The sequence below is a fragment of the Pedobacter steynii genome (assembly GCF_900103665.1).
GTDB lineage: Bacteria > Bacteroidota > Bacteroidia > Sphingobacteriales > Sphingobacteriaceae > Pedobacter > Pedobacter steynii.
This window is the reverse complement of sequence record NZ_FNGY01000002.1, coordinates 966,957-987,949: the sequence shown is the minus strand read 5'-3', so window position 1 is coordinate 987,949 and position 20,993 is coordinate 966,957. Positions and strand designations below refer to the sequence as shown.

The following is a 20,993-nucleotide window of genomic DNA, read 5'->3' as shown; positions in this document are numbered from 1 at the left end:
CAATATGCAGGTAACAGACACGCGTCGCAAAATAACAGTGGGAGTATTCGTAGCTCTTGGATTGGTTATTTTTGTATTAGGAATATTTACACTGGGCAGTCAGAAAAAGTCTTTTGTAAAGAGCTTTACTGTTGATGTTGTTTTTAATGATATCCAGGGATTAAAAGCAGGAAACAATGTTTGGTTTTCAGGCGTAAAAATCGGAACGATCAGAAAGATTCAGTTTTTCGGAACTTCTCAGGTACAGGTATTCCTGAACATTGAAGAGGAAGCACATAAATATATCCATAAAGATGCCACCGCAACAATCAGCTCCGACGGATTAATCGGGAACAAAATTATTGTGGTAACGGGTGGAACACCGAAATTTCCTTTTGTAGAAGATGGCGACCGCCTGAAAGCGAGCAATGCACTATCTACAGATGACATCATGAAAACCTTCCAGGTGAACAATAAAAACCTGGTAGATGTCACCTCAGACTTTAAAATTCTTGCTAAAAATCTGGTAGAAGGAAAAGGTGCTGCAGGTGCTTTACTTGCCGATCAGCAAATTGCCGACAATTTCAAAGCGATTGTGCAAAATTTAAAAGTGACTACAGAATCTGCCAATAAAATGGCGGTAGACCTGAATACGTTCACCAGGAAAATGAACGCCAAAGGTGGTCTGGCAGATAAACTACTGACCGATACGATGGTATTTTCACAACTTCAGGCTTCGGTAAATGAACTGAAGAAAACTGCAAGTTCAGCCGCAGCGATGACAGAAAACCTGAATAAAGCTTCTTCGAAGCTGACGCAATCAGACAATGCTGCAGGGATGCTGTTAAACGATCAGAAAACCGCAGAACAGATCAAAGCAATTATGCAGAACCTCGAAGGCAGCAGCAAGAAACTAGATCAGAATATGGAAGCTTTACAACATAACTTCCTGTTAAGAGGATTCTTTAAGAAAAAAGCCAAAGCAGAAGCTGAGGCGGCAAAAGCAACAGAAAAACAGTAAAATTCTATTGAAATAAAAAAAGGCAGTTTTCGATTGAAAACTGCCTTTTTTTATTCATTCCCGGGGAGTCTAAATTCAATGCTTATTATTTTTCAGCGCCTGCTTAATACGGCTGCTCAGTTCACCAGGGATGTGCGCTACAGGCAAGCTAACTTGCTGCAACTTTCCATCCCTGTCTATCAGCATCGATCTTGGTATCGAATAGATTTCAAAGTATTTTTTGAAAATCCCAACATCCTTCTCTATTAACCGATAAGATTTTAAACTGTGACGTTTAGCCAAAACATCCATCTCCTTCTCTTTGTCTGCCTTATCGATCGAAATATAAACAAAATCAACGCCTTGCTCCTTCAATTGGTCAACCTCATCCTTACTGAATGTAAAAGACGCAATACAAGCCCCACACCAGGTAGCCCATATGTCAATTACTTTATCTTTCTTATTTTGGTTTAAAATCCCTCTTAGCGTTACCTGTTGTTTTAAATCATTGATCAGTCTGACATTCAAAATGTTTTCGGGCAGAACTTTATTTAAAAGATTTAACTTATAATAAGCCAGCCTTATTAAATCATTGTACCCCTTTTCTATCAATTTGTCTTTATACATTAAGTACCATTGATTTGTAGCCTTTAAATCAGGGTTTTCATGGAGTGAATAATGATAATAAACATTAGATAACAAGAAGTCTTTTGCCTGACCGCTGTAGTTTTTTTCAATAATTTTAGTTCTTTTTATCAATGCTTCCTCACCACTCGTATCTGCTTTTTCAAATAACATTAGAGAGGTCTTCAACGGATACCCATAGAAATTTGAGTACAAAATTTGTGGAAAAGAAGGAGAAATCTTATCTGGTACACAATACTTTTGTGTTATCACCAGTAAGTCATTTTTAGACAAGCTTTGGTTGTTATCGACCCAGCTATTTATCCACCACAATTGGGTTGTATTATTTACATCATACAGTATCTTTTTTAGCAAGATATTTTTATCTCCTGTGGTCTCATCGATAAACTTTTTGTTCACCTCATACAGGCTATCCACCATGGAAAAAGCTTTTTCCATGGTCTTCGCTTTTAGCTTCAGTTCTTTAAATTTTTTTATGGTATGCAGCGTATCAATAAAAGATGTCAGTTGATAATTCAAATGGTTTTTACCTTCAACTAACAGGATATTGCTGGCTGATCCAGGTTTCCTGATAATTTCCAGATTTATTATGTCTTTAGGCTGTACCAAAAAAAGTTCTGCATCAAGATTTAAAAGATCACAATAGAGGAGTACAGGTGATTTAACATCTTTAATGATCACATTATAGGTAGAATCTGATGTTTTCTGCACATCGGAGACTAAAGTATCCAGCTTCAATTCTTTCAATAATGCGCCGCCCGATTTATATACTTCTAAATATTTATTCTCTGCAATGTGCTTATCCATCACCTTAATGATGACATTGTTTCTGTCTTGAGCATTGGCTGTTAAAACAAAAAAAATAAAATATAGGCTTAAAAATTGTTTCATGATGTGGGAGTTATTTACAATTGCCTGCTAATGCAGGCAATTGTAAGATAAAAAATGCTAACAGGTACAGGTTGTTCTCTCTTTAACATAACCTTCAATGCCAAGGCATACGCTATCCATAGTTACACCCACTGGTTCATCACATGAAGATACCTTTTTATCACCTTGAAGCTGGTTGCCAGATGAATCTCGGCAATAGACCAGGCACTTGCCGTTAGGATCTTCGCTACCACTTCCACCCAATACTTTTTTCAATTGAGTTCTTGTTAATGCTTCTTCTTTTTGAAAAACTGAAGCTCCTAATTTTAATTTTTTCATACTTTTGTATAGAATTTATTGACATAGATTTTGTATCCCTCTCACGCCGGGATACTTCAAGCGACATGTTTTTATAACATCATGCTTGTTATGGGGCTGTTCTGTTACAACTGGCAGCCCCTTCCTGTACAGGCCTTTTTGAAATCATACTTATCCAGCCGCAAAGCTTGGTTTGGCACATTCCATGGTGTTGGCGAACGAGTTAAAGAAAGGAGGGCTGGATAATCCGGATGAGTTTCCAGAATGTTCTTAATCGCAAAACGACTTACTGAAACACCCAATTTATTAAGCAACTGACAAAGTACAGCCGTTGTCTTAGCTTGTTTATAAAATATAAAATTCATATAATATTATTCATTAAATAAAAAATTAATTTCTCATTTTTAAGCAAAATACATTTTATGATTAAATTATTTTAAACAGAAGCCCAGGTATTATGAATAGCCTGTATATCGTTATGAATATTCAGCGTAACACCTGGAATTATAGATACTTTACTAAGGCTTTTTCTTTTGCTTTACCGATCAGGTCCCGCAAAAGAAATGACAAAAAGAAAAACAGCAGGACATGATGGTAACCACAAGAGCGAAATCTACGCCTTATCCCCATTAAAACACATGACTATTAAATGAAAAATTCCCTTATAATGGATAGGCCGTGTCACTCTTTGTTTCCGACAACACAAAGAAACTCTGGACCGTGCTTACGTTTGGAAGCGTGGCCAACTTATGGCGTAAAAAAAGATGGTAAGCATCCATATCACTTGTGGCAATGCGCAAAATAAAATCATAAGCACCCGTCATCTGAAAACACTCCATCACCTCTTCAAATTTGGCCACTTCGGTTTCAAATTCCCCCAGGGTTTCCGCCGTATGTTCTTTCAGGAACACATGGGAAAATGCAATCAGGCTTCTATCGATCTTTTTCCGGTCGAGAATGGCCACAATGCGCTTGATATACCCCTGCTCCTTCAGCTTCCGGATCCGTTCATGGACGGTAGCAATAGATTTCCTGATCTCAAAAGCGATCTCTTTATTGTTGAGTGTTGCATCTTGCTGAAGCAATCTGAGAATTTCAACATCTGTAGGGTCAAGGCTGTTTTGCATATCTTTTATAAAATGGAGCTGTCGAAAAAAGAGACAATCAACTTAGTTAAACAATAGGTACAACTGTAAATAGTTACATAAAATTAGTCATTTTCCGTAAAATAATCAGCAAATAACACTAACCATTGTCAGAAAAATCATAAATACAGAGTTTTGTCGTAAATAAACGCAACATAAAAATGCTAACTAAAGAGAAAACCACTTCCTGTTTAACAGATACCCTTGCCGAGAAATTTGAACATTTATGGCACCTGGTAGGCAATACGCCTATGCTTGAACTTCATTACAACTATAAAAACAAAGCAGGAAAGATCTACGTTAAATGCGAACATTATAACCTTACGGGTAGTGTAAAAGACAGAATGGCTCTGAATATCATGTATGAAGCCTATTGTTCCGGTGCTATAAACCCTGGCGATACCATTATTGAGGCTACCAGCGGAAATACCGGAATTGCGTTTGCAGCAATAGGACGTGCACTTGGCCATCCCGTTAAAATCATCATGCCCAACTGGTTAAGCAAGGAAAGGATAGACATCATCCGAAGCATGGGTGCTGAAGTGATTTTAGTGAGCAAAGAAGAAGGTGGTTTCCTTGGCAGCATCAAAATGTGTGAAGAACTGGCGGCAAACGGAGGCGTATTTCTGCCGAGACAGTTTGAGAACCGTTACAATGAGGAAGCTCATGAAAAAACCACCGGAATGGAGATCTGGGAGCAATTAAAGGCGATGGGGTTAAGACCTGACGCTTTTGTGGCCGGAGTAGGTACAGGTGGCACTGTTATGGGTGTTGGAAAAAGACTGAAACAGCATCATCCATCCATCAAAATCCATCCATTGGAACCTGCTGAAAGTCCGACATTGACCACGGGATATAAAGTAGGTAGTCACAGAATCCAGGGGATTTCGGATGAATTTATTCCTGAGATCGTAAAGCTGGATGAGTTAGATGAGATTATACAGGCAAATGATGGCGATTCGATCATTATGGCACAAAAACTGGCAAAAGAGCTGGGACTTGCTGTAGGAATTTCTTCCGGTGCCAACGTCATCGGAGCGATAAAAATTAAAGAACAAATGGGCGATAATGCTGTTGTCGTGACCTTACTTTGCGATAGTAATAAAAAATACCTGAGTACAGATCTTGTTAAAGAAGAAGCCATCAAGGATTCCTTCCTTTCTACAGAAGTCACTTTTACCGGATATCACCCGATTTGCCGTTTAAAATAAGAACCTAAACCAAATACAACCATCAAATGAAACACTTTTTTCTATTCAGCCTCGGACTGCTTTTTAGCTTTTCGGTGAGCAGCCAAATCCTGAAACCGGTAAAATGGAGTTATGCAGCAAAGAAAACCTCTAAAACAACTGCTGTATTATACCTTAAGGCCACTGTTGAGGATGGATGGCACCTTTACTCCCAGAACATGGCTGATGGCGGACCTATAAAAACAACATTCAGCTTTAGTCCGGCAAAAAACTACAAGATTACCGGAAAGACTACTGAGCCTAAAGCCACTGTAAAATTTGAAAAGTCCTTCAATATGAATGTGAGTTATTTCGAAAAATCAGTGATTTTCCAACAACAGGTTAAATTAACCGGAAGCGGAGCAAATCCTGTAGTAAAGGGAAGCGTTGAATTTATGGTTTGTGATGACCAGCAGTGTCTTCCGCCGGAAACTGTAGAATTTTCTATTCCTGTAAAATAATAGCGATGGATTTAATAAAATATAGCACTGCTATTAAAACACTTGTTGTTGTATTTCTACTAAGCATCAGCAGCTTTAACCATGCTCAGGCTAGGGGGGCTGACAGCGCTTTAAGCGACCTGGAATTTACAGAGATCAGTCCGGATACAGCTCCGGTGATCAGTAAAGAAAAGGCTTCAGCGATCGTTAAGGCTTCAGATACTGCAGCCCATGACGTAAAAAACGATGCAAACCTTAAAACTGCGAGCTCAGAAAAAGAAAAAACATTATGGGAAACTTTTGTTGCGGGCTTGGTTGGCGGTTTTCTTGCCTTTCTGATGCCCTGCATATTCCCGATGGTTCCGTTAACGGTAAGTTACTTTACTAAACGTGCGGGAAGCCGGCAAAAGGGAATTGGCCAGGCTTTAATCTACGGCCTGTCTATCATCGTGATCTATGTTGCATTTGGTTTGTTGATCACCATATTCTTTGGTTCTGCGAAACTGAATGAGCTCAGCAGCAGCGGATGGTTTAACTTTATATTCTTCCTGCTCCTGCTCACCTTTGCCGTTTCCTTTTTCGGTGCATTTGAGATTACCCTGCCGAGTTCACTGGTAAATAAAATAGATCAGAAAGCAGACGACAGCAAAGGCCTTGGCGGCATTTTCTTTATGGCTGCCTCTCTGGCACTCGTTTCCTTTTCCTGCACCGGGCCGATTATAGGGACCTTATTGGTTCAGGCAAGTTCAAAAGGAGAATTGTTAGCCCCTGCAATCGGAATGTTTGGCTTTGCATTGGCACTTGCCCTTCCTTTTACCCTATCGGCAATCTTTCCGGGATTTCTGAACAGCATGCCTAAATCAGGTGGCTGGTTAAATACGGTAAAAGTATGTCTGGGTTTCCTGGAGCTGGCATTGGCGTTAAAGTTTCTTTCGGCTGCAGATCTGGTATGGCATTGGGAATGGTTTGACCGGGAGATTTTCCTGGTCTTATGGATCGTCATCTTTGTGCTGATGGGCATCTATATTTTGGGGAAAATCAAATTCTCTCATGATAGTGATGTCAGTTATGTTTCTGTTCCAAGGTTATTTTTTGCCATCTTTTCCCTTTCATTTGCTGTTTATCTTATTCCCGGCTTATGGGGAGCACCTGTAAACATCTTGAGCGGAATAGCGCCGCCAATGAATACCCAGGATTTCATATTGAACGGTAGTGCATCATCGGGTAATACTGTTGCGGCGGATTTCCCGGCTAAGGTTAAACATAGTGAGATTTTAAAAGCACCCGTTGGCTTCAGCCCGTTTTTTGATTTAGAAGAGGGCGTTGCATATGCAAAGAAGGTCAACAAGCCTATTCTCATAGATTTCACCGGACATGCCTGTGTAAACTGTCGCAAAATGGAAGATAAAGTCTGGATAGACCCGGAAGTTGGCAGGATCATTAAAGAAAAATATGTGCTTATTCAACTGTATGTCGATGAAAGGAATATAAAAATGCCAAAAGACAAGGTACATTATTCTGAAATATTAAGGACAAACACAGACGACCTTGGCAGGTGGAACGGAGATTTCCAGGCCAGCAGATACGGATCAAATTCACAGCCCTTTTATGTTTTGGCAGGACATGACCTGAATCCTCTGGTCACACCCGGAGGAGCCATCTTTGATGCAAAACAATACGCAGCATACTTACAGAGCGGCGTTGATGTTTTTAATCAAAAGAAATCCGATTAAGCCATTTGCCGGCTTGTCGGGCTTAGTTAATAGTAAATAGGTAGTAAGGAGGTGTCCAATAATATGGCCCTCCTTTTTTGTTGTTACCTGTAATTGATCCTGTTTCCTTCAGTATCCCTCAAATAGGCAACCACCGATGCCGGAAGCTCATTACTTTCTATTGGAAAACTCACCGAATCTGCCACATAGTCTTTTGTGGTATTTACCTTTTGAAAAATTTCAAACAAGGCAATTGGCTCCTGGTTAAAACTAATGCAGGTACTGATGAAATGCACCTCCTCAATCCTGTAATTTGGTTGTTTTAATTTTTCTCCGATATCTTTCAGACGCGAAATAAAGTGCCGCTGACGGATAAAGGTATTGCTGTTCATGATGATGAAAATATAATCAGCATAGGAAGTTATTTTACCATAATATTTATGGTTGTCCCCCCCACTCCGCTCAATAAAATACTCGCCCGTAGATTCAGATTTATAAATCTCAACGGAAGAACGCCAGATTCTTTCCTCATTAATTTTCTCCGGATTGTCTGGCAGGTTCCGGTTAAAGGAATACCAAAGGCCCACCAGCTCGTCCAGCAATTTATGGTTCACTGTTGCTTTAGGGATGTCAATTTTTAAATCATTAAAACTAAAAGCGGAGTGGTGTGAATTGATAAAATCGATGTAGTTGTCGTAGCCAAGCACCTGTACAATGCGACTCAGCTTGCTCAGACTCGGCTTGCTGGATCCGGTCAGGTCCTTCTTTTTTTCATAGGCTTTTAGCTTATTGATCACCAAATGCTCATATAGATAATTTGCCCCAAACAAGTCGCTTTCCTTGTTTATTTTCTGCTTTCTGTTGCGCTCCTGCAACAGTCCGTTTAATTCGTCAACGATATAAGTCCATTCAGATTTAGAAACATCTTTCCAGCTCTTTTTCTTTAGAAAATTACTGGCCAGAAAGTTCATCAGCTTTTCGAGGTGTAGCAGGTCTTCTCTATTCATAAGACTAATATAAGATAAAAAGAACACCATATAATACTGCAATAAGACTTTTATATTTTCTTATTTCATCAAGTTTGATTAGAGAAAAATAGAAAGAATTAATACAGACATAAATTAAATAACAAACAACCTAAAACCAACAATCATGGACTATTATCAAATCTTTCTGAACTACTGGTGGATATCCGCTACCCTGTTCACACTTTTATTCTACAAATTCATCTTACGTGTTTTCCTGGGAATGGTCATCGTTCCTGAAAACAAAGTCGGACTGGTCACCAAAAAATTCGTGCTTTTCGGCAGAGAAAAAGCACTCCCCGATGGCCGTATTATCGCCACCAGAGGAGAGGCCGGCTTTCAGGCAAAAGCACTTGCCCCCGGGCTCTACTGGGGCATGTGGCCCTGGCAATACTCCGTGGGCATGCAAGGTTTCACCATTATTCCTGAAGGGAAGATAGGTTTGATCCTCGCCAATGACGGCGCAGAGATACCGACAGGCGCCATTCTTGCCCGCAGAGTAGAATCAGATAACTTTCAGGACACGGAAAAATTCCTGAATAACAACGGACAGAAAGGGCGTCAGACTTCTTACATCACCGCAGGGACATACCGTATCAATCTGTTTGCCTTTACCGTAACGATTGCCGACATGGTCAGCATCAAAGAAAACATGGTGGGTATTGTGACTACACTCGACGGGATTCCGATTGAAGGCGGACAAATTGCAGGCAAGCAAATTGCAGGTCATAATAATTTCCAGGACATTGATGTCTTTCTAAAGAACAATGGGAACCGTGGTTTGCAGCCCAGCATCGTTTTAGCAGGGAGCTACAACATCAATCCATGGGCCATACAGATCGAAGAAATACCCATGACCGATGTGCCCATAGGTTTCGTAGGGGTCGTCATCAGTTATATCGGAGAAGATGGTAAAGACCTTAGCGGGGAAAGCTTTAAACATGGTAATATTGTGAGTAAAGGTCAGCGTGGGGTTTGGATGGAAGCTTATGGCCCCGGCAAATATCCCTTCAATAAATACATTATGAAGGTAGAGCTCGTGCCGACCACCAACCTTGTACTCAACTGGGCGAATGCCAGAAACGAGTCTCACCAGTTAGACAAAAACCTGAGCACCATTACGGTCCGTTCCAGAGATGGTTTCCCTTTTAACCTGGACGTTTCCCAGATCATCCATATTCCCGCCACTGAAGCGCCCAAGGTAATCGCCCGTTTCGGCAGCATGAGCAACCTGGTAAGTCAGGTTCTGGAACCGACCATCGGTAACTATTTCCGAAACTCGGCCCAGGACAGCGATGTGATCAGCTTCCTGATCAGCCGTAAAGAAAGACAGCAATCGGCAAAAGAGCACATTAAAGCGGTGTTAGACGATTACAATGTCAACGCGGTAGATACCCTGATCGGAGACATTCTTCCTCCTGAATCTTTAATGAAAACCCTGACTGACCGTAAGATTGCCGAAGAGGAACAAAAGACCTATCAGATTCAAAGAATGGCGCAGGAACAACGTCAGGGCATGGAAAAAGAAACCGCTATTGCCGATATGCAAAAGGAAATTGTCAAAGCACAACAAAACGTAGAAATTGCCCAGCGTACGGCCGATGCCACTGTAAAAAAAGCCGAAGGTGATGCCAATAGCTTAAAACTACAGGTCGATGCGGAGGCTACTGCTACCAAAATGCGTGCAGGTGCAGAAGCTGAAGCCACGAAAGCCCGTGCAGGTGCTCAGGCAGAAGCGACCAGGCTCAATGCCAGTGCCGATGCGGAGAAAATCGCGAAAACAGGTCTGGCCGAAGCAGAGAAGATTATGGCCATCGGTAAATCTACCGCCGATGCTTATGACCTGCAGGTAAAAGCCATGGGTGGCGACAACTTCACCAGGTTTAAAATAACTGAGGAAATTGGCAAAGGAAGGATTAAAATCATACCAGATCTCATCGTAAGTGGTGGCAATGGCAGTGATGGAAGCCTCAGCGGCCTGATGGGCATGCAACTCATGCAAATGATGCAACAGGAAAAAGGAAAAACCGGTGAAAAGTAAATTTTATGGAAACCAAACTACATCATCCTTTGGAAATGAAAGCTGACCTGGCCCTGCAATTACTCCAGGACGGACATGAACGATTCCAAAAAGGGCATACCAACCGCTGCAACCTCATGCAGAAAGTACAGGAAACAAAAGATGATCCCAAACCATTTGCGGCGATATTAAGCTGTATGGATTCCAGGGTTCCGGCCGAACTGATCTTCGACCAAAGTATAGGCGATATTTTCAATATCCGTGTGGCAGGGAATGTCGTTTCCCAACATGTCCTGGGTTCATTGGAATATACCATCACCGTTGCAGGTGCCAAACTGATCGTCGTGATGGGGCATACCAGTTGCGGCGCTGTAAAAGGCGCCTGCAACCATGTGATGATAGAAAATCTTTCAGGTTTACTGAGAGAAGTGAAAATCAGCATCTCTCAGGAACTTAGCGAAAATGACGACCGAACCGGAGAAAATGAAGATTTTGTCAATAAAGTAGCACGGCTCAATGTATATCGTTCTGTGCAGCAGATATTGGAACAGAGCAGTACCATCAGGCAACTTGCAGATTCCGGGGAAATAAAAATTGTCCCTGCAATGTATGATGTCTCTGTTGGCTGTGTAACCTTTTATCCCTAAAATATTACACAATTTTTCGGTTAATTTTCGTTTTAGACAATAATCACCTCTTTTTTAAAGAAACTGCAATGATAATTATGGTAAATTGCGCCTACACACCAAGCCATTTTTTGAAACCTAAAACCATAATAAACCTTGAAACCATTATTTGCTTTGCTGGCACTGATGATGCTCCATGTCCATCTTCATGCCCAAATTGACACGAACTTAAAAGAAATTCAAATCATCGCAGTTAAATCAACTGTTAAAAACAACTCCGACAAACTGGTTTACAACGTAGCGACCAGTATTACCGCTGTCGGAACCGACGCCTTAAATGCACTCAGTAAAATTCCCGGAATAAAAATCGGTGATGGAACTGTGGGCATTGCCGGAAAAGGCAGTGTAAGGGTAATGATCAACGATCAGATCGTACAGCTCTCCGGTATTGAACTGACCCGTTATCTAAAAACCATTCCCGCCGGACAAATTTCCAGAATAGAGCTGATTAAAAATCCAGGTGCAAACTACGATGCTGAGGGAAATGCCGGACTGATCAATATCATCACGAAAAAAAGCAATCAGCAAGGCTATCAGGTAAATATTCAGACCAGCGGAAAAAAATGGCTGCATAACCCGGCAAAAGTATACAACACCCGCGGTTATCAGGCCGGGAATATCGCAGGAGACATCAGCTATAATTCCAACAAGTTATCTGCCCGTGCAGGGATTAATTTCGACCGGTCGCACCTGCTGGAAGGCTTCCGAACAGAATTGAGTTATCCTAAACAAGCCTGGATGCAATCTGATACCGGCGACTATAAATACAGAAATCTAAGTTATGAGGCAGGCCTGGACTATAAACTCAGCTCCAAAGCATCAATAGGTTTTAACTACATGGGCGGAAAGAACACTTACGAGGGTTTCGACCATGTATACAATACGTTTACAACCCCAGGTAGCAGTACGCCGGACTCCAGCATTAGAACACTGGCAAGCTATTATCCCATCTCCAGGATCAATTCCATCAACCTGCACAGTGTGATCAATTTCGATACCAGCGGCAGAAAACTCTTATTGAACGCCGATTATTTTAACCATTACCGTACCGATGTTTCAGACTTTGACAGTAAGAGTTATCAACCAGACGGCAGTGCCAATCCAGCCGGAAATACCAGGTTCTATGACACCAATAAACAAAATATCAATATCTATACTTTTAAAGCAGATGCGATCTTGCCCACCCGTTTTGCCCAGTTTGCTTTTGGAGGAAAACTGAGTTTCATTGACAATTACAGCAATGCCTTTTATTATAACAAAAGCCCGCAGAATGAACTGGTATTTAATCCGGGCCTGAGCAGTGAATTTGATTATACTGAAAATACGCAGTCGCTCTATGCAAGCATGAATATAGACCGCAATGAATGGAAGTATAAGATCGGTCTTCGTACAGAGCTGACTCAAACAAAGGGCTACTCTCCGATCCTTAAACAGAACACCGACAATAATTATTTTAAATTCTTTCCTTCCTTATCGGTCAATTACCAGCCAAACATAGACCATAACCTGGCCTTTAATTTCGGAAGACGCATCAATCGCCCTACTTTCTGGAACCTGAATCCTTATAAATCATTATATACTGCCTATAGCTACGGACAGGGTAACCCCTATCTGCAACCGGAATACAACAGTAATTTTGAGGTATCACACAGCTATAAAAACATACTCAGCTCCTCCTTATTTTTTAACATGACAGACAATGGCTTCAGTAATGTAATCCTGGCTGATGCAGGTACGAATATTGTTTATACCACTCCTTTAAACTTCATCAAAACCTATCGTTATGGAATTTCGGAAAACCTGTCTATTCCATTGACCTCATGGCTGGATAACAACAACCAGGTGACCCTTTCTTATACACATGCAAAATCTAAAATGGCCAATATTAAAGATGTGAAAGGTTTTGGATTATACCTTGCCAGCAACAACAACATTTACCTGAATGAGCAAAAAACATTTGCTGCTGCAATTAACTTTTGGTATCAGTTCCCGGAAGTAGATCACATCAGCAGAACAGACAGCTATTACAAACTTGATCTGGGTGTCAAAGCCTCTGCTTTTAAAAAGAAGGTGGACCTTGCATTAACGATAAATGATGTGTTTTTAAGCAGTGCGCCCGCGATTACCACAACGGTGAACAACATTAAACAGCAGTTTACCAATTTTCAACTGCAACGCTTTGCACTCCTGAGCATCAGTTATCGTTTTGGAAACAGCAGTGCTAAATCGGGAGATAAAACTACCGGTAATGCGGAAGAACGTGGCCGGTTGTAATCGGTATTAAAAAGAAAATGCCCTCAATAAGTTAGCTACTTATTGAGGGCATTTCAATCAAGGACGTTTTTTTTGCTAGTTTTCTTTTCTTCTTATGCCAGTCAAATTAAACTGACTGTTGATTTGCCCGGTCAGGTTGTCCGCATCCTTTTTCAGGAGGTTCATATCCACTTGACCACTACTATGGTCAAATTTCACCGTAACCACAGAATCTTTTAACGAAACCTCAGTAAAAGGCATGTCTTTCTGATCGGTTTTATCGGTAATGCTGCCGCTGAGTTTTCCATCTTTCAATTCAAACGTCAACAGTGCTTCCTTATCTCCCTCCGGCAAGCCTTTGATGAGAAGGTCCCACTTACCAACAAAGTAAGTTTCATTTTTCTGGGCCTGTACCTCATGGGCAAAAAATAATAGTAAAACAAAAGAGAAAACGAAACTTACTTTTTTCATAACGGATAGATTATAGGGTTTATATTTACCTAAATATAAAAAATATTCAGGTAAATATATTTCAGAAAATCATCATTAAATTGTTAATTATCTGTTAGTTGATATCCCAGAATATCCGGCTTGTAAACTGATCGATAATGCCCTGGGCTCTGATATTATCCGGATTTGAGCTCAGCTCTGATGTCGGATACAGCAACCTTACAGGCAGTTTATCCGGTCTGGTAGAATTTGATTCCAGGGAAGCGGGCAAATTTTTAGGGAAGCCTGTCCTTCTGTATTCGTTCCAGCCCTCGATATTGGTTACCGCATTCAAGGCAAGGTATTTCTGGTAAATGATCGTTTCCTGTTTATTCAGGGAAGCGGCAAAATCAATCAGCGGGTTTCCGATGTTCGAGGCCAGATAAGTATTCGCATCTGTGATCGCCTGTGCAGCCGTTAACGTTGTTGAGCCTTTGTACAGATACTGATAAGATTTCTGAATCCCATCAATATATTCAGCCTGTCCGTTTCCTCCTGAAATCAGGTTTCTGGCCTTTGCCTCTGCCTGTAAAAAAGAACTTTCTGCCGCAAGCATTAGCACCGCAGACATGTCAAAAGTCTTAAACAGGCCTCCTGCAAAAGCAGATAGCTTGGTATGGGCAAGGGGTGCAGTTTCGCCAAGTACTGCGCCAACATAAGCCCCGCCAACCTTCGTATACAACCTTGGTAAACGATTATCTTTCACCGCATTCACATACTGACTGATGATATAAGAAGTTCCTCTTACGTATTTAGAGTTGTTCGTTGCCACATCCGTTGCGGAGAGGTAATAGCTTTCCCAGAATGGGTTCATCTTTCCGGATGATTTCAGGTATCCGGGATTACTCAGTACATCCTCGCTAATGTAAGCAGATGCTGTAGTTGGTAATTTGGCAAATTCAGTCGCCAGTGCACCTTGTAATCCGGGCACCTGAGATTGTCTCAGCAAAACCCTTAATCTTAAGGTATTGGCCAGTTGTTTCCACTTGCTCATTACTCCTTTAAATACGATATCGTCATTGGATCTAACCGGGGGAGTATTGGCTGTTCCCGCATCGATGATCGCAATGGCAGCGATCAGCTGCACATTCAGATCAGTATAAATAGCTTCCGCTTTATCGTATTCCGGCTTCAGGTTTTCACTTCCCAGCAAAGCCTTTGAATAAGGAAGATTTCCGTATTGATCTACCAGTTGCTGGAACCAGAACACTTTCATGATCTTAGCAATTGCGGCATGATAAACCAGGCCTTTTTCTGTTCCTTTCTTTTCGATATAATGGAAATCTTCCAGGTTGCGGTAGGTATCGTTCCATAATCCCTGATAGGAATTTGAGGTATAAGAATAGGTCCTTTCGGAATCAAAACCATTTACGGAACCTGTTTTTGCGAAATAACCACCGGTCCATCCGCCAAAAGCGTTATAATCACGGGAGTAAATTACTGCGGCCGTGTTTAATGCTCCGGGCAAAATGGATTCCGGGGTTGCGGTCAGGGGGCTATTGGGATTTTCATTGATGTCAAGATAGTTCTTCTCACAACCTGTAAACAACAGCATTATGGTCAGCATTGCGATGAGGTGATATGATGTTTTCATGAGTTAAATGCTAAAAAGTGAATGAGATGTTTCCTCCATAAAATCTGGTTGGCGGCGTCTGCGCATTGGTATTGATCCCTACCCCGTTTCCAGCTGTAAAACTGTATTCCGGATCGGTATATATGTTTTCCTTAGGCAGGACCGTAAGCAGGTTTCTGGCCATCAGGCCGATGGTTGCCGATTTGATGATCTTCGTTTTCGACATCCATTTGGCGGGCAGCTGATACGATAAGGTCACCTCCCTGATTTTAAAATACCTTCCTGAAGTTACGTAGTTCTCCCCGATCCCGCGGTTGGCTGCTGAGTTGGCCCAGAATTCTGCTCCACCAGGTGTTTTCACACTTGTATTGGGCACATAATTTCCGCTGGCATCTTTGATTGAAGAGTTGGGCATGATGAAAGGCTCCCGGTTATAGGTCGTACTTCTGGTACCACTTCCGGTAAAATCAAGATCTGCCCCGATGGAGTTGTAAATGTTATAACCCGTCCGGAATTCCAGTACCGCTGCCAAAGTAAGGCCTGCATAACGTAAGCTGGTATTCATCCCAAAAAGGTGTTTTGGATTGGTATTTCCGAACTCTTTCAACTCCGGATCTTTTGAAGGCATTCCTGCGGAATTCAGGATGATCCGGTTCTCTGCATCTCTTAAATAAGCAGTTCCTTTAATAATTGGAAATGGTTTTCCGACCACTGCATACACCTGTGTGTTTCCACCTGTGGTGAGGGCAATTTCCGGCAGGCCATCATTCAAAGAAATCACTTTATTGTCTCTGTAGTTGTAATTAAAAGCAATGTCCCAGCGAACTTTTCCAGCTCTGAAAGGTGCAAGTTTTAAATCAAATTCAAATCCTTTATTAGACAATTCCCCTGCATTCAGCAGGTACCTTGAAAATCCGGAAGCAAAAGATATCGCACCGGTCAGGGTTTGGTCTACAGATTTTTGTTTGTAATAACTGGCTTCCACAATAATGGCATTCTGTAAAAAACCCAACTCAATACCCAGCTCCAAAGAGGTGGTAAATTCCGGGGTCAGGTCTGAATTTACAAGGGTATTTCCCATGCTCAAAGCGGTCAGCGACCCATACGGAAAACCGGCAGCAGTGGAGAAAGTAGGATCTAAACGATAGGCTCCAAAATCAGTTGCCCCTCCAAGGTTGACCTGGCCTACTTTAGAATAACCGGCTCTTAATTTCGCGAAATTCAAGACCTTATTACCTTTCAATGCTGCAATTGCTGCGGTAGGGATAAAGGATACGTCGGCACTTGGATAGAAAAATGAACGGTTCTTTGGGCTTAAAATAGAAACCCAGTCATTTCTACCCGTTGCATGCACAAACAGATAGTCTTTATAACCAATCGTTAAATCTCCAAACACAGCATAGGAACGCCTTCTGAAATTAGATTCCGATCCTGACAATTCTCCAAGCCTGTTGGATACGTTGAACACGCCCGGTACGTTTAAGGCATTCGCCGTAACCGATTGTTCTTTCGACATTCCCTGATTGATGTTATTTCCAATGATTAATTTGGTCGTAAAATCGGAGAAATCCTTTTTAATATTGATAAAGAAGTCGGAATTCACCCTGGTGGAATAAGAACTCTCGTCAGTTACGTTTCCTGCGATATCCGCCTTGCTTCCTTCATCATTCGCTAAAGTATAGGGGGTAAAATTGAACTTTTCCTCCCAATCTTTTGACGAAGCATTGGCCGTGTTGATCCCCAGGCGATAGTCAAAACTCAACCAGGAAAGCGGCTTAAAATTCAGGTCAATATTGCTGTTCAGGTAATCATTTCTTCCCAGTGTCCTGTTGTTGTCGATTTGATAATAAGGATTGCGGTAATAACCGTTTGCATATCCGTTAGGGTTTGCAAATTTATTGTTTCTCCAGTCCTTATAGGCAGTAATGGGAATAAAACTCGGCGTATTGAAAACATTCCAATACACTGCAGCAAGTCCTCTGTCCGTTCTGTTTTGTGTATAGCTGACATTAAAACCTGCCGTAAGTTTACCCATATTTTTAGAGGTATTTAAACGAAATGTGTTTCTGTTGTAGCGATCTTTGGGTGTGATCCCAGCGATTTTCAAGTTCAGTGCAGAAAAGTAAATGTTCTCTTTTTCATTTCCGGAGGAAAGGGAAATGTTGTTCTGGATGTTATGTCCCAGTTCAAAAAACTTCCTTTTCTCCCCAACGCGGTTTTCATAAGTAATTTGCTGAATCGACCCATCTTCCAGTTTTTGCCCAACATCGACCAGCTTTCCATCGTAAGCAGGCCCGTATTGCTGGTTCTCTATAGGGTCGTAAACACCTGGGGTACCGGTAGCAGCACCACTACCAAAGCCGCCCTGAAATTCCGGAAGAAAGGAAAGCTGTTCAAATTGTGTGCTATTGCCCACCGTAATCCTCAATCCACCTGCACTTCCTTTTTTGGTGGTAATGATCAATGCCCCGTTGGAAGCGGAAGAACCATATAAGGCAGAAGCGTTTGCTCCTTTCAACACCGATACGTTGTCTACATCATCGGCATTTAAGGAAGACAATACTGCAGAAGGAACAGGAACCCCATCCAACACAATCAAGGCTTCATTATTTCCAAGGATGGACCTGTTTCCACGAAGAATTACTTTTACTCCGGGATTGACACCGTTGTTGATCGTTGTGATCTGTAGTCCGGAAACTTTACCTGCGAGTCCGGAAACGACATTTGTTACTTTTGCCTGGTTAATTTTATCACCTTTAACAGTCTCATTTGCATAACCAAGCTCTCTTGCTTTCCGGGTAATACCACCGGCAGTAACGACTACCTCCGTTAGCTCCTGTTCATCCTCTTCCATATTTAAAGTGTATGTATTTGAGTTTCCGATCGGAACTTCAAGGTTGCGATACCCCAGGGAACGGACCATCAGTACCGTTCCTCCATTAGGAACATTGATCGAGAATTTTCCGGCAGCATTTGTTTGTGTGGCAATTTTAGTTCCCTTGACGGAAACAGTTGCTCCGGGAATTGGGAGCTGATCTGCTTTGCTATAAACGACTCCCGTGATCGTCCGGTCTGCGAAGACGATGCGTCGTTCTCTGATGACGATTGCATTGTCTTTTATTTCATATTCCAATGCCTGATTGTCCATGCAGCGGTCTAAAACTTCCGTTAACATGGCATTACTGACGCTGATGTTTATTTTACCCGATAACTTATGCAGAGGAGCAGCATATACAAAATCATATCCACTTTGTTTTCTGATCTCTCTGAATACTTCTGTAAGGGAAGCATCGATTTTGGAGATGCGTATTCTTTGAGTTGACACGACAGCCACTGCATCAAGGAAGCAGAAGTTCAGCAAAAGAACGAGGGCTATTTTAGAAAAATGCATAAAAACCATTTTTGCATTTTGCAAAAACGGCTGTTCTGCACAGGTAGAAAACCTGTACTTTAATAACGTAAAAAATTTCATACTATTGGTTTTAGGCCTTGAGTGGTTCTTGGCCAGTGGTTTAGGTCAGTTAATTATTTTCTCCGAAAGAGCTGGAGCGCGAGCCCTGATGAAGGTCCGGCGGAGCATCCGGGTGATGTAGATTTATTCCATCAGAAAGTCCCCCTTTCTGTAGCCATACCTTTCTTTTTTCATCTCTCTCATATACTTGCGGGTTTGATTGTATAAATGCGTTGCATTCAAACCCTAAAGACGAACAAGGAAGCTCATGGGGGTAAAGAAATTAAAAAAATAATAGAAATATTTTCCCAAGTCTTACACGTAAAACCCGGAGCGCATTGTTAACCGTTGTTTTCACTGTTTGCTCTGAAATATTTAATACTATAGCGATTTCCTTGTGGGAAAGGAAACCTTTTCTGCTCATCTCAAATATCTCGCGGGTGCGGGCGGGCAAACCGGCCAGTTCCTGCTCAATAATGGCGGAAAGCTGGTGTTGTCTCACCATGTGGTCTGTGGTTACCTGCCCTTCCTCCGCAAAACGCTGGATGGACACCACATATTCCTGCTTCAGGTATTTTCTGGCCAGAAGATCGAAGATCCTGTTTCTTACAGACATGTACAGGTAGCCCGAAAGGGTACTGCTAAAAGTGATCTCTCCATGTTTCTGCCAAAGTGCCGTAAAGATCTCCTGCACGATATCGCGGCATTCCTCTCTGTCCTGAAGCCGCTTAAAAGCATGAATATATAAAGCAGCATGGTAACGGTTGTATATTTCTGAATAAGCCCGGGAATCTCCCTTTCGAAGGGATTCCGACAATTCCAGGTCTGTAAATTTATGATATGGTCCCTTCATTTTCCTGATATTTATGCTGCAATTCGTTCCATTGTTTACAGGCCCCTGATGTGATTCAGGGGCAGGTCACGATCACCTTCCTTCCTTCTATTGTAAAATGAACCTGCCCGGTATGTTCCAAAAGCTTCAGGACTTCAGCAAGCTTTTTAGACCTGGAGACTTCCCCACCGAAGACCACTGCAGGAACGGCTCCTTTATATTCAATGTCCACATTATACCAGCGGGAGAGCTTCTTCATGATGCGTTGAATACTTTCATTATAGAAATAGAAATTGCCGTTTTTCCAATCCACAATAGTCTCCAGGTCAACATCAAGCACTTCAATACCAGCTCGGAGAACCGATTGTTGTCCCGGTTTCAATATTCTAAATCCGGCGGTCTTACCCGTCATTTTCACTTTGATGCTTCCTTTCAGCAAGGTCGTTTTGGTAAAACCATCATCGTCATAACTGTTCACATTGAAATGTGTGCCCAGCACTTCGACCTCCTGCTGGTTGCTGATCACTTTAAAGGGCCTCTTTTTATCCGGGGCAACTTCAAAATAGGCCTCACCTGTGAGCTTTACTGTCCGGGCATCAGAAGGATTAAAAGCGGAGGGGAACCTCAGAGATGAAGCCGAGTTCAGCCAGACCCTGGAGCCATCGGGAAGTACGACCTGATATTGCCCGCCTACCGGAGTTTCCACCATATGATAAGAGACCAGGTCTTCATTGGCCGCTCCCTTTCCCGTCAGTTCATACTTCAGCTGTCCATCGGCAGTTTTGGAAATCACCAGACCAGACTCCTTCGCGACTTCCCCTTTTCCGGCATCTGTTAAGGAGATCCTGGCACCATTTGATAAAGTCAGGATCGCTTTCTGTCCGCCTGGAACAATTTCCGCTGCGGGAACTTTTGCCATTTTCTTTTCACTGTCCTGATCCACTCCTTTATTTAAATAAAGGGAAATTCCTGCCGTCACAATGAACAATACTACCCCAGCAGCCATGACCTTGGGCCAGAGGTCCAATCTTTTCGAACCGTTCTTCAAATCCGGTGTATGGGCCTTGATTAAAAGTAAGTCGCTATTCAGGTCCTGACTTGTCAATCCAAAAGGGCGGTCTTTATTCCATTGAATATACCAGCCCTCTAAAAAAGCAATTTCCTCAGGACTGGAATTTCCTTCAGCATACTTTTTTAAAAGGCTTTTTATTTTTGCTTCTTCCATGTCCTTTATGATGAATGTATAGATGTTTTGTTTTTCAAGCACTAAAGACGAACAAAGCAGATCATGGGGGTAAAGAAAATAAAAGTATTTATTCCATCAAA

General features: G+C 41.9%; 17 protein-coding genes. 7 read left to right on the top strand and 10 right to left on the bottom strand.

Annotated elements, in window-relative coordinates; translation table 11 throughout:
- Nucleotides 1–4: 4 nt before the first annotated feature.
- Nucleotides 5–1,000, top strand: a complete 996-nt coding sequence (locus BLQ87_RS08170; protein ID WP_074605603.1) for an MlaD family protein — start codon at nucleotides 5–7, stop codon at nucleotides 998–1,000.
- A 75-nt stretch (nucleotides 1,001–1,075) separates the two neighbouring features.
- Here BLQ87_RS08170 and BLQ87_RS08165 read toward each other — a convergent pair whose 3' ends face one another.
- The 4 genes from BLQ87_RS08165 to BLQ87_RS08150 all read right to left on the bottom strand — a co-directional run bounded on the left by BLQ87_RS08165 (nucleotide 1,076) and on the right by BLQ87_RS08150 (nucleotide 3,939).
- Nucleotides 1,076–2,515, bottom strand: a complete 1,440-nt coding sequence (locus BLQ87_RS08165) for a TlpA family protein disulfide reductase (protein ID WP_074605602.1) — start codon at nucleotides 2,513–2,515, stop codon at nucleotides 1,076–1,078.
- A 57-nt stretch (nucleotides 2,516–2,572) separates the two neighbouring features.
- Nucleotides 2,573–2,833 carry a hypothetical protein gene (locus BLQ87_RS08160; RefSeq protein ID WP_074605601.1) on the bottom strand — a complete coding sequence of 87 codons (261 nt, stop codon included), beginning with the start codon at nucleotides 2,831–2,833 and terminating at the stop codon, nucleotides 2,573–2,575.
- 104 nt (nucleotides 2,834–2,937) lie between these two features.
- Nucleotides 2,938–3,177: a hypothetical protein gene (locus tag BLQ87_RS08155; protein ID WP_074605600.1), complete on the bottom strand. Its 240-nt coding sequence runs from the start codon at nucleotides 3,175–3,177 to the stop codon at nucleotides 2,938–2,940.
- 297 nt (nucleotides 3,178–3,474) lie between these two features.
- Nucleotides 3,475–3,939, bottom strand: coding sequence for an Lrp/AsnC family transcriptional regulator (locus BLQ87_RS08150; RefSeq protein WP_074605599.1), 465 nt, complete (start codon nucleotides 3,937–3,939; stop codon nucleotides 3,475–3,477).
- A gap of 179 nt (nucleotides 3,940–4,118) precedes the next feature.
- Between BLQ87_RS08150 and BLQ87_RS08145 the strand changes: the two genes are divergently transcribed.
- The 3 genes from BLQ87_RS08145 to BLQ87_RS08135 are packed head-to-tail and all read left to right on the top strand — an operon-like array spanning nucleotide 4,119 to nucleotide 7,359.
- Nucleotides 4,119–5,168, top strand: a complete 1,050-nt coding sequence (locus BLQ87_RS08145) for a PLP-dependent cysteine synthase family protein (protein ID WP_074605598.1) — start codon at nucleotides 4,119–4,121, stop codon at nucleotides 5,166–5,168.
- A 26-nt stretch (nucleotides 5,169–5,194) separates the two neighbouring features.
- Complete coding sequence (locus BLQ87_RS08140) at nucleotides 5,195–5,647, top strand: protein-disulfide reductase DsbD domain-containing protein (RefSeq protein WP_074605597.1); 453 nt, start codon at nucleotides 5,195–5,197, stop codon at nucleotides 5,645–5,647.
- A 5-nt stretch (nucleotides 5,648–5,652) separates the two neighbouring features.
- The gene (locus BLQ87_RS08135) at nucleotides 5,653–7,359 is read left to right on the top strand and encodes a protein-disulfide reductase DsbD family protein (protein ID WP_074605596.1); all 1,707 of its coding nucleotides are present in this window, start codon (nucleotides 5,653–5,655) and stop codon (nucleotides 7,357–7,359) included.
- An 83-nt stretch (nucleotides 7,360–7,442) separates the two neighbouring features.
- On the opposite strand, the gene BLQ87_RS08130 is transcribed toward BLQ87_RS08135, so the two are convergent.
- A complete protein-coding gene (locus tag BLQ87_RS08130; protein WP_074605595.1) occupies nucleotides 7,443–8,345 on the bottom strand; it encodes a hypothetical protein in 903 nt (300 codons plus the stop codon).
- Nucleotides 8,346–8,490: 145 nt separating this feature from the next.
- Between BLQ87_RS08130 and BLQ87_RS08125 the strand changes: the two genes are divergently transcribed.
- The 3 genes from BLQ87_RS08125 (at nucleotide 8,491) to BLQ87_RS08115 (ending at nucleotide 13,343) form a co-directional block, all read left to right on the top strand.
- Nucleotides 8,491–10,404 (top strand): SPFH domain-containing protein, encoded by a 1,914-nt coding sequence (locus BLQ87_RS08125; protein WP_074605594.1) that lies wholly within the window; start codon nucleotides 8,491–8,493, stop codon nucleotides 10,402–10,404.
- 5 nt (nucleotides 10,405–10,409) lie between these two features.
- Nucleotides 10,410–11,030, top strand: a complete 621-nt coding sequence (locus BLQ87_RS08120; protein ID WP_074605593.1) for a carbonic anhydrase — start codon at nucleotides 10,410–10,412, stop codon at nucleotides 11,028–11,030.
- A 135-nt stretch (nucleotides 11,031–11,165) separates the two neighbouring features.
- Nucleotides 11,166–13,343, top strand: coding sequence for a TonB-dependent receptor domain-containing protein (locus BLQ87_RS08115; RefSeq protein ID WP_074605592.1), 2,178 nt, complete (start codon nucleotides 11,166–11,168; stop codon nucleotides 13,341–13,343).
- Between the two features lie 75 nt (nucleotides 13,344–13,418).
- On the opposite strand, the gene BLQ87_RS08110 is transcribed toward BLQ87_RS08115, so the two are convergent.
- The 5 genes from BLQ87_RS08110 to BLQ87_RS08090 form a co-directional block, all read right to left on the bottom strand.
- Complete coding sequence (locus tag BLQ87_RS08110; protein ID WP_074605591.1) at nucleotides 13,419–13,793, bottom strand: hypothetical protein; 375 nt, start codon at nucleotides 13,791–13,793, stop codon at nucleotides 13,419–13,421.
- A gap of 94 nt (nucleotides 13,794–13,887) precedes the next feature.
- On the bottom strand, nucleotides 13,888–15,405 hold the full coding sequence (locus BLQ87_RS08105) for a SusD/RagB family nutrient-binding outer membrane lipoprotein (protein WP_074605590.1): 1,518 nt from the start codon (nucleotides 15,403–15,405) through the stop codon (nucleotides 13,888–13,890).
- A gap of 10 nt (nucleotides 15,406–15,415) precedes the next feature.
- Entirely contained in the window at nucleotides 15,416–18,856 is a 3,441-nt protein-coding gene (locus BLQ87_RS08100; RefSeq protein WP_083361753.1) for a SusC/RagA family TonB-linked outer membrane protein, read from the bottom strand.
- A 262-nt stretch (nucleotides 18,857–19,118) separates the two neighbouring features.
- Entirely contained in the window at nucleotides 19,119–19,688 is a 570-nt protein-coding gene (locus tag BLQ87_RS08095) for an RNA polymerase sigma factor (RefSeq protein ID WP_074605589.1), read from the bottom strand.
- A gap of 55 nt (nucleotides 19,689–19,743) precedes the next feature.
- Nucleotides 19,744–20,892 (bottom strand): FecR family protein, encoded by a 1,149-nt coding sequence (locus BLQ87_RS08090; protein WP_074605690.1) that lies wholly within the window; start codon nucleotides 20,890–20,892, stop codon nucleotides 19,744–19,746.
- Nucleotides 20,893–20,993: the final 101 nt, after the last annotated feature.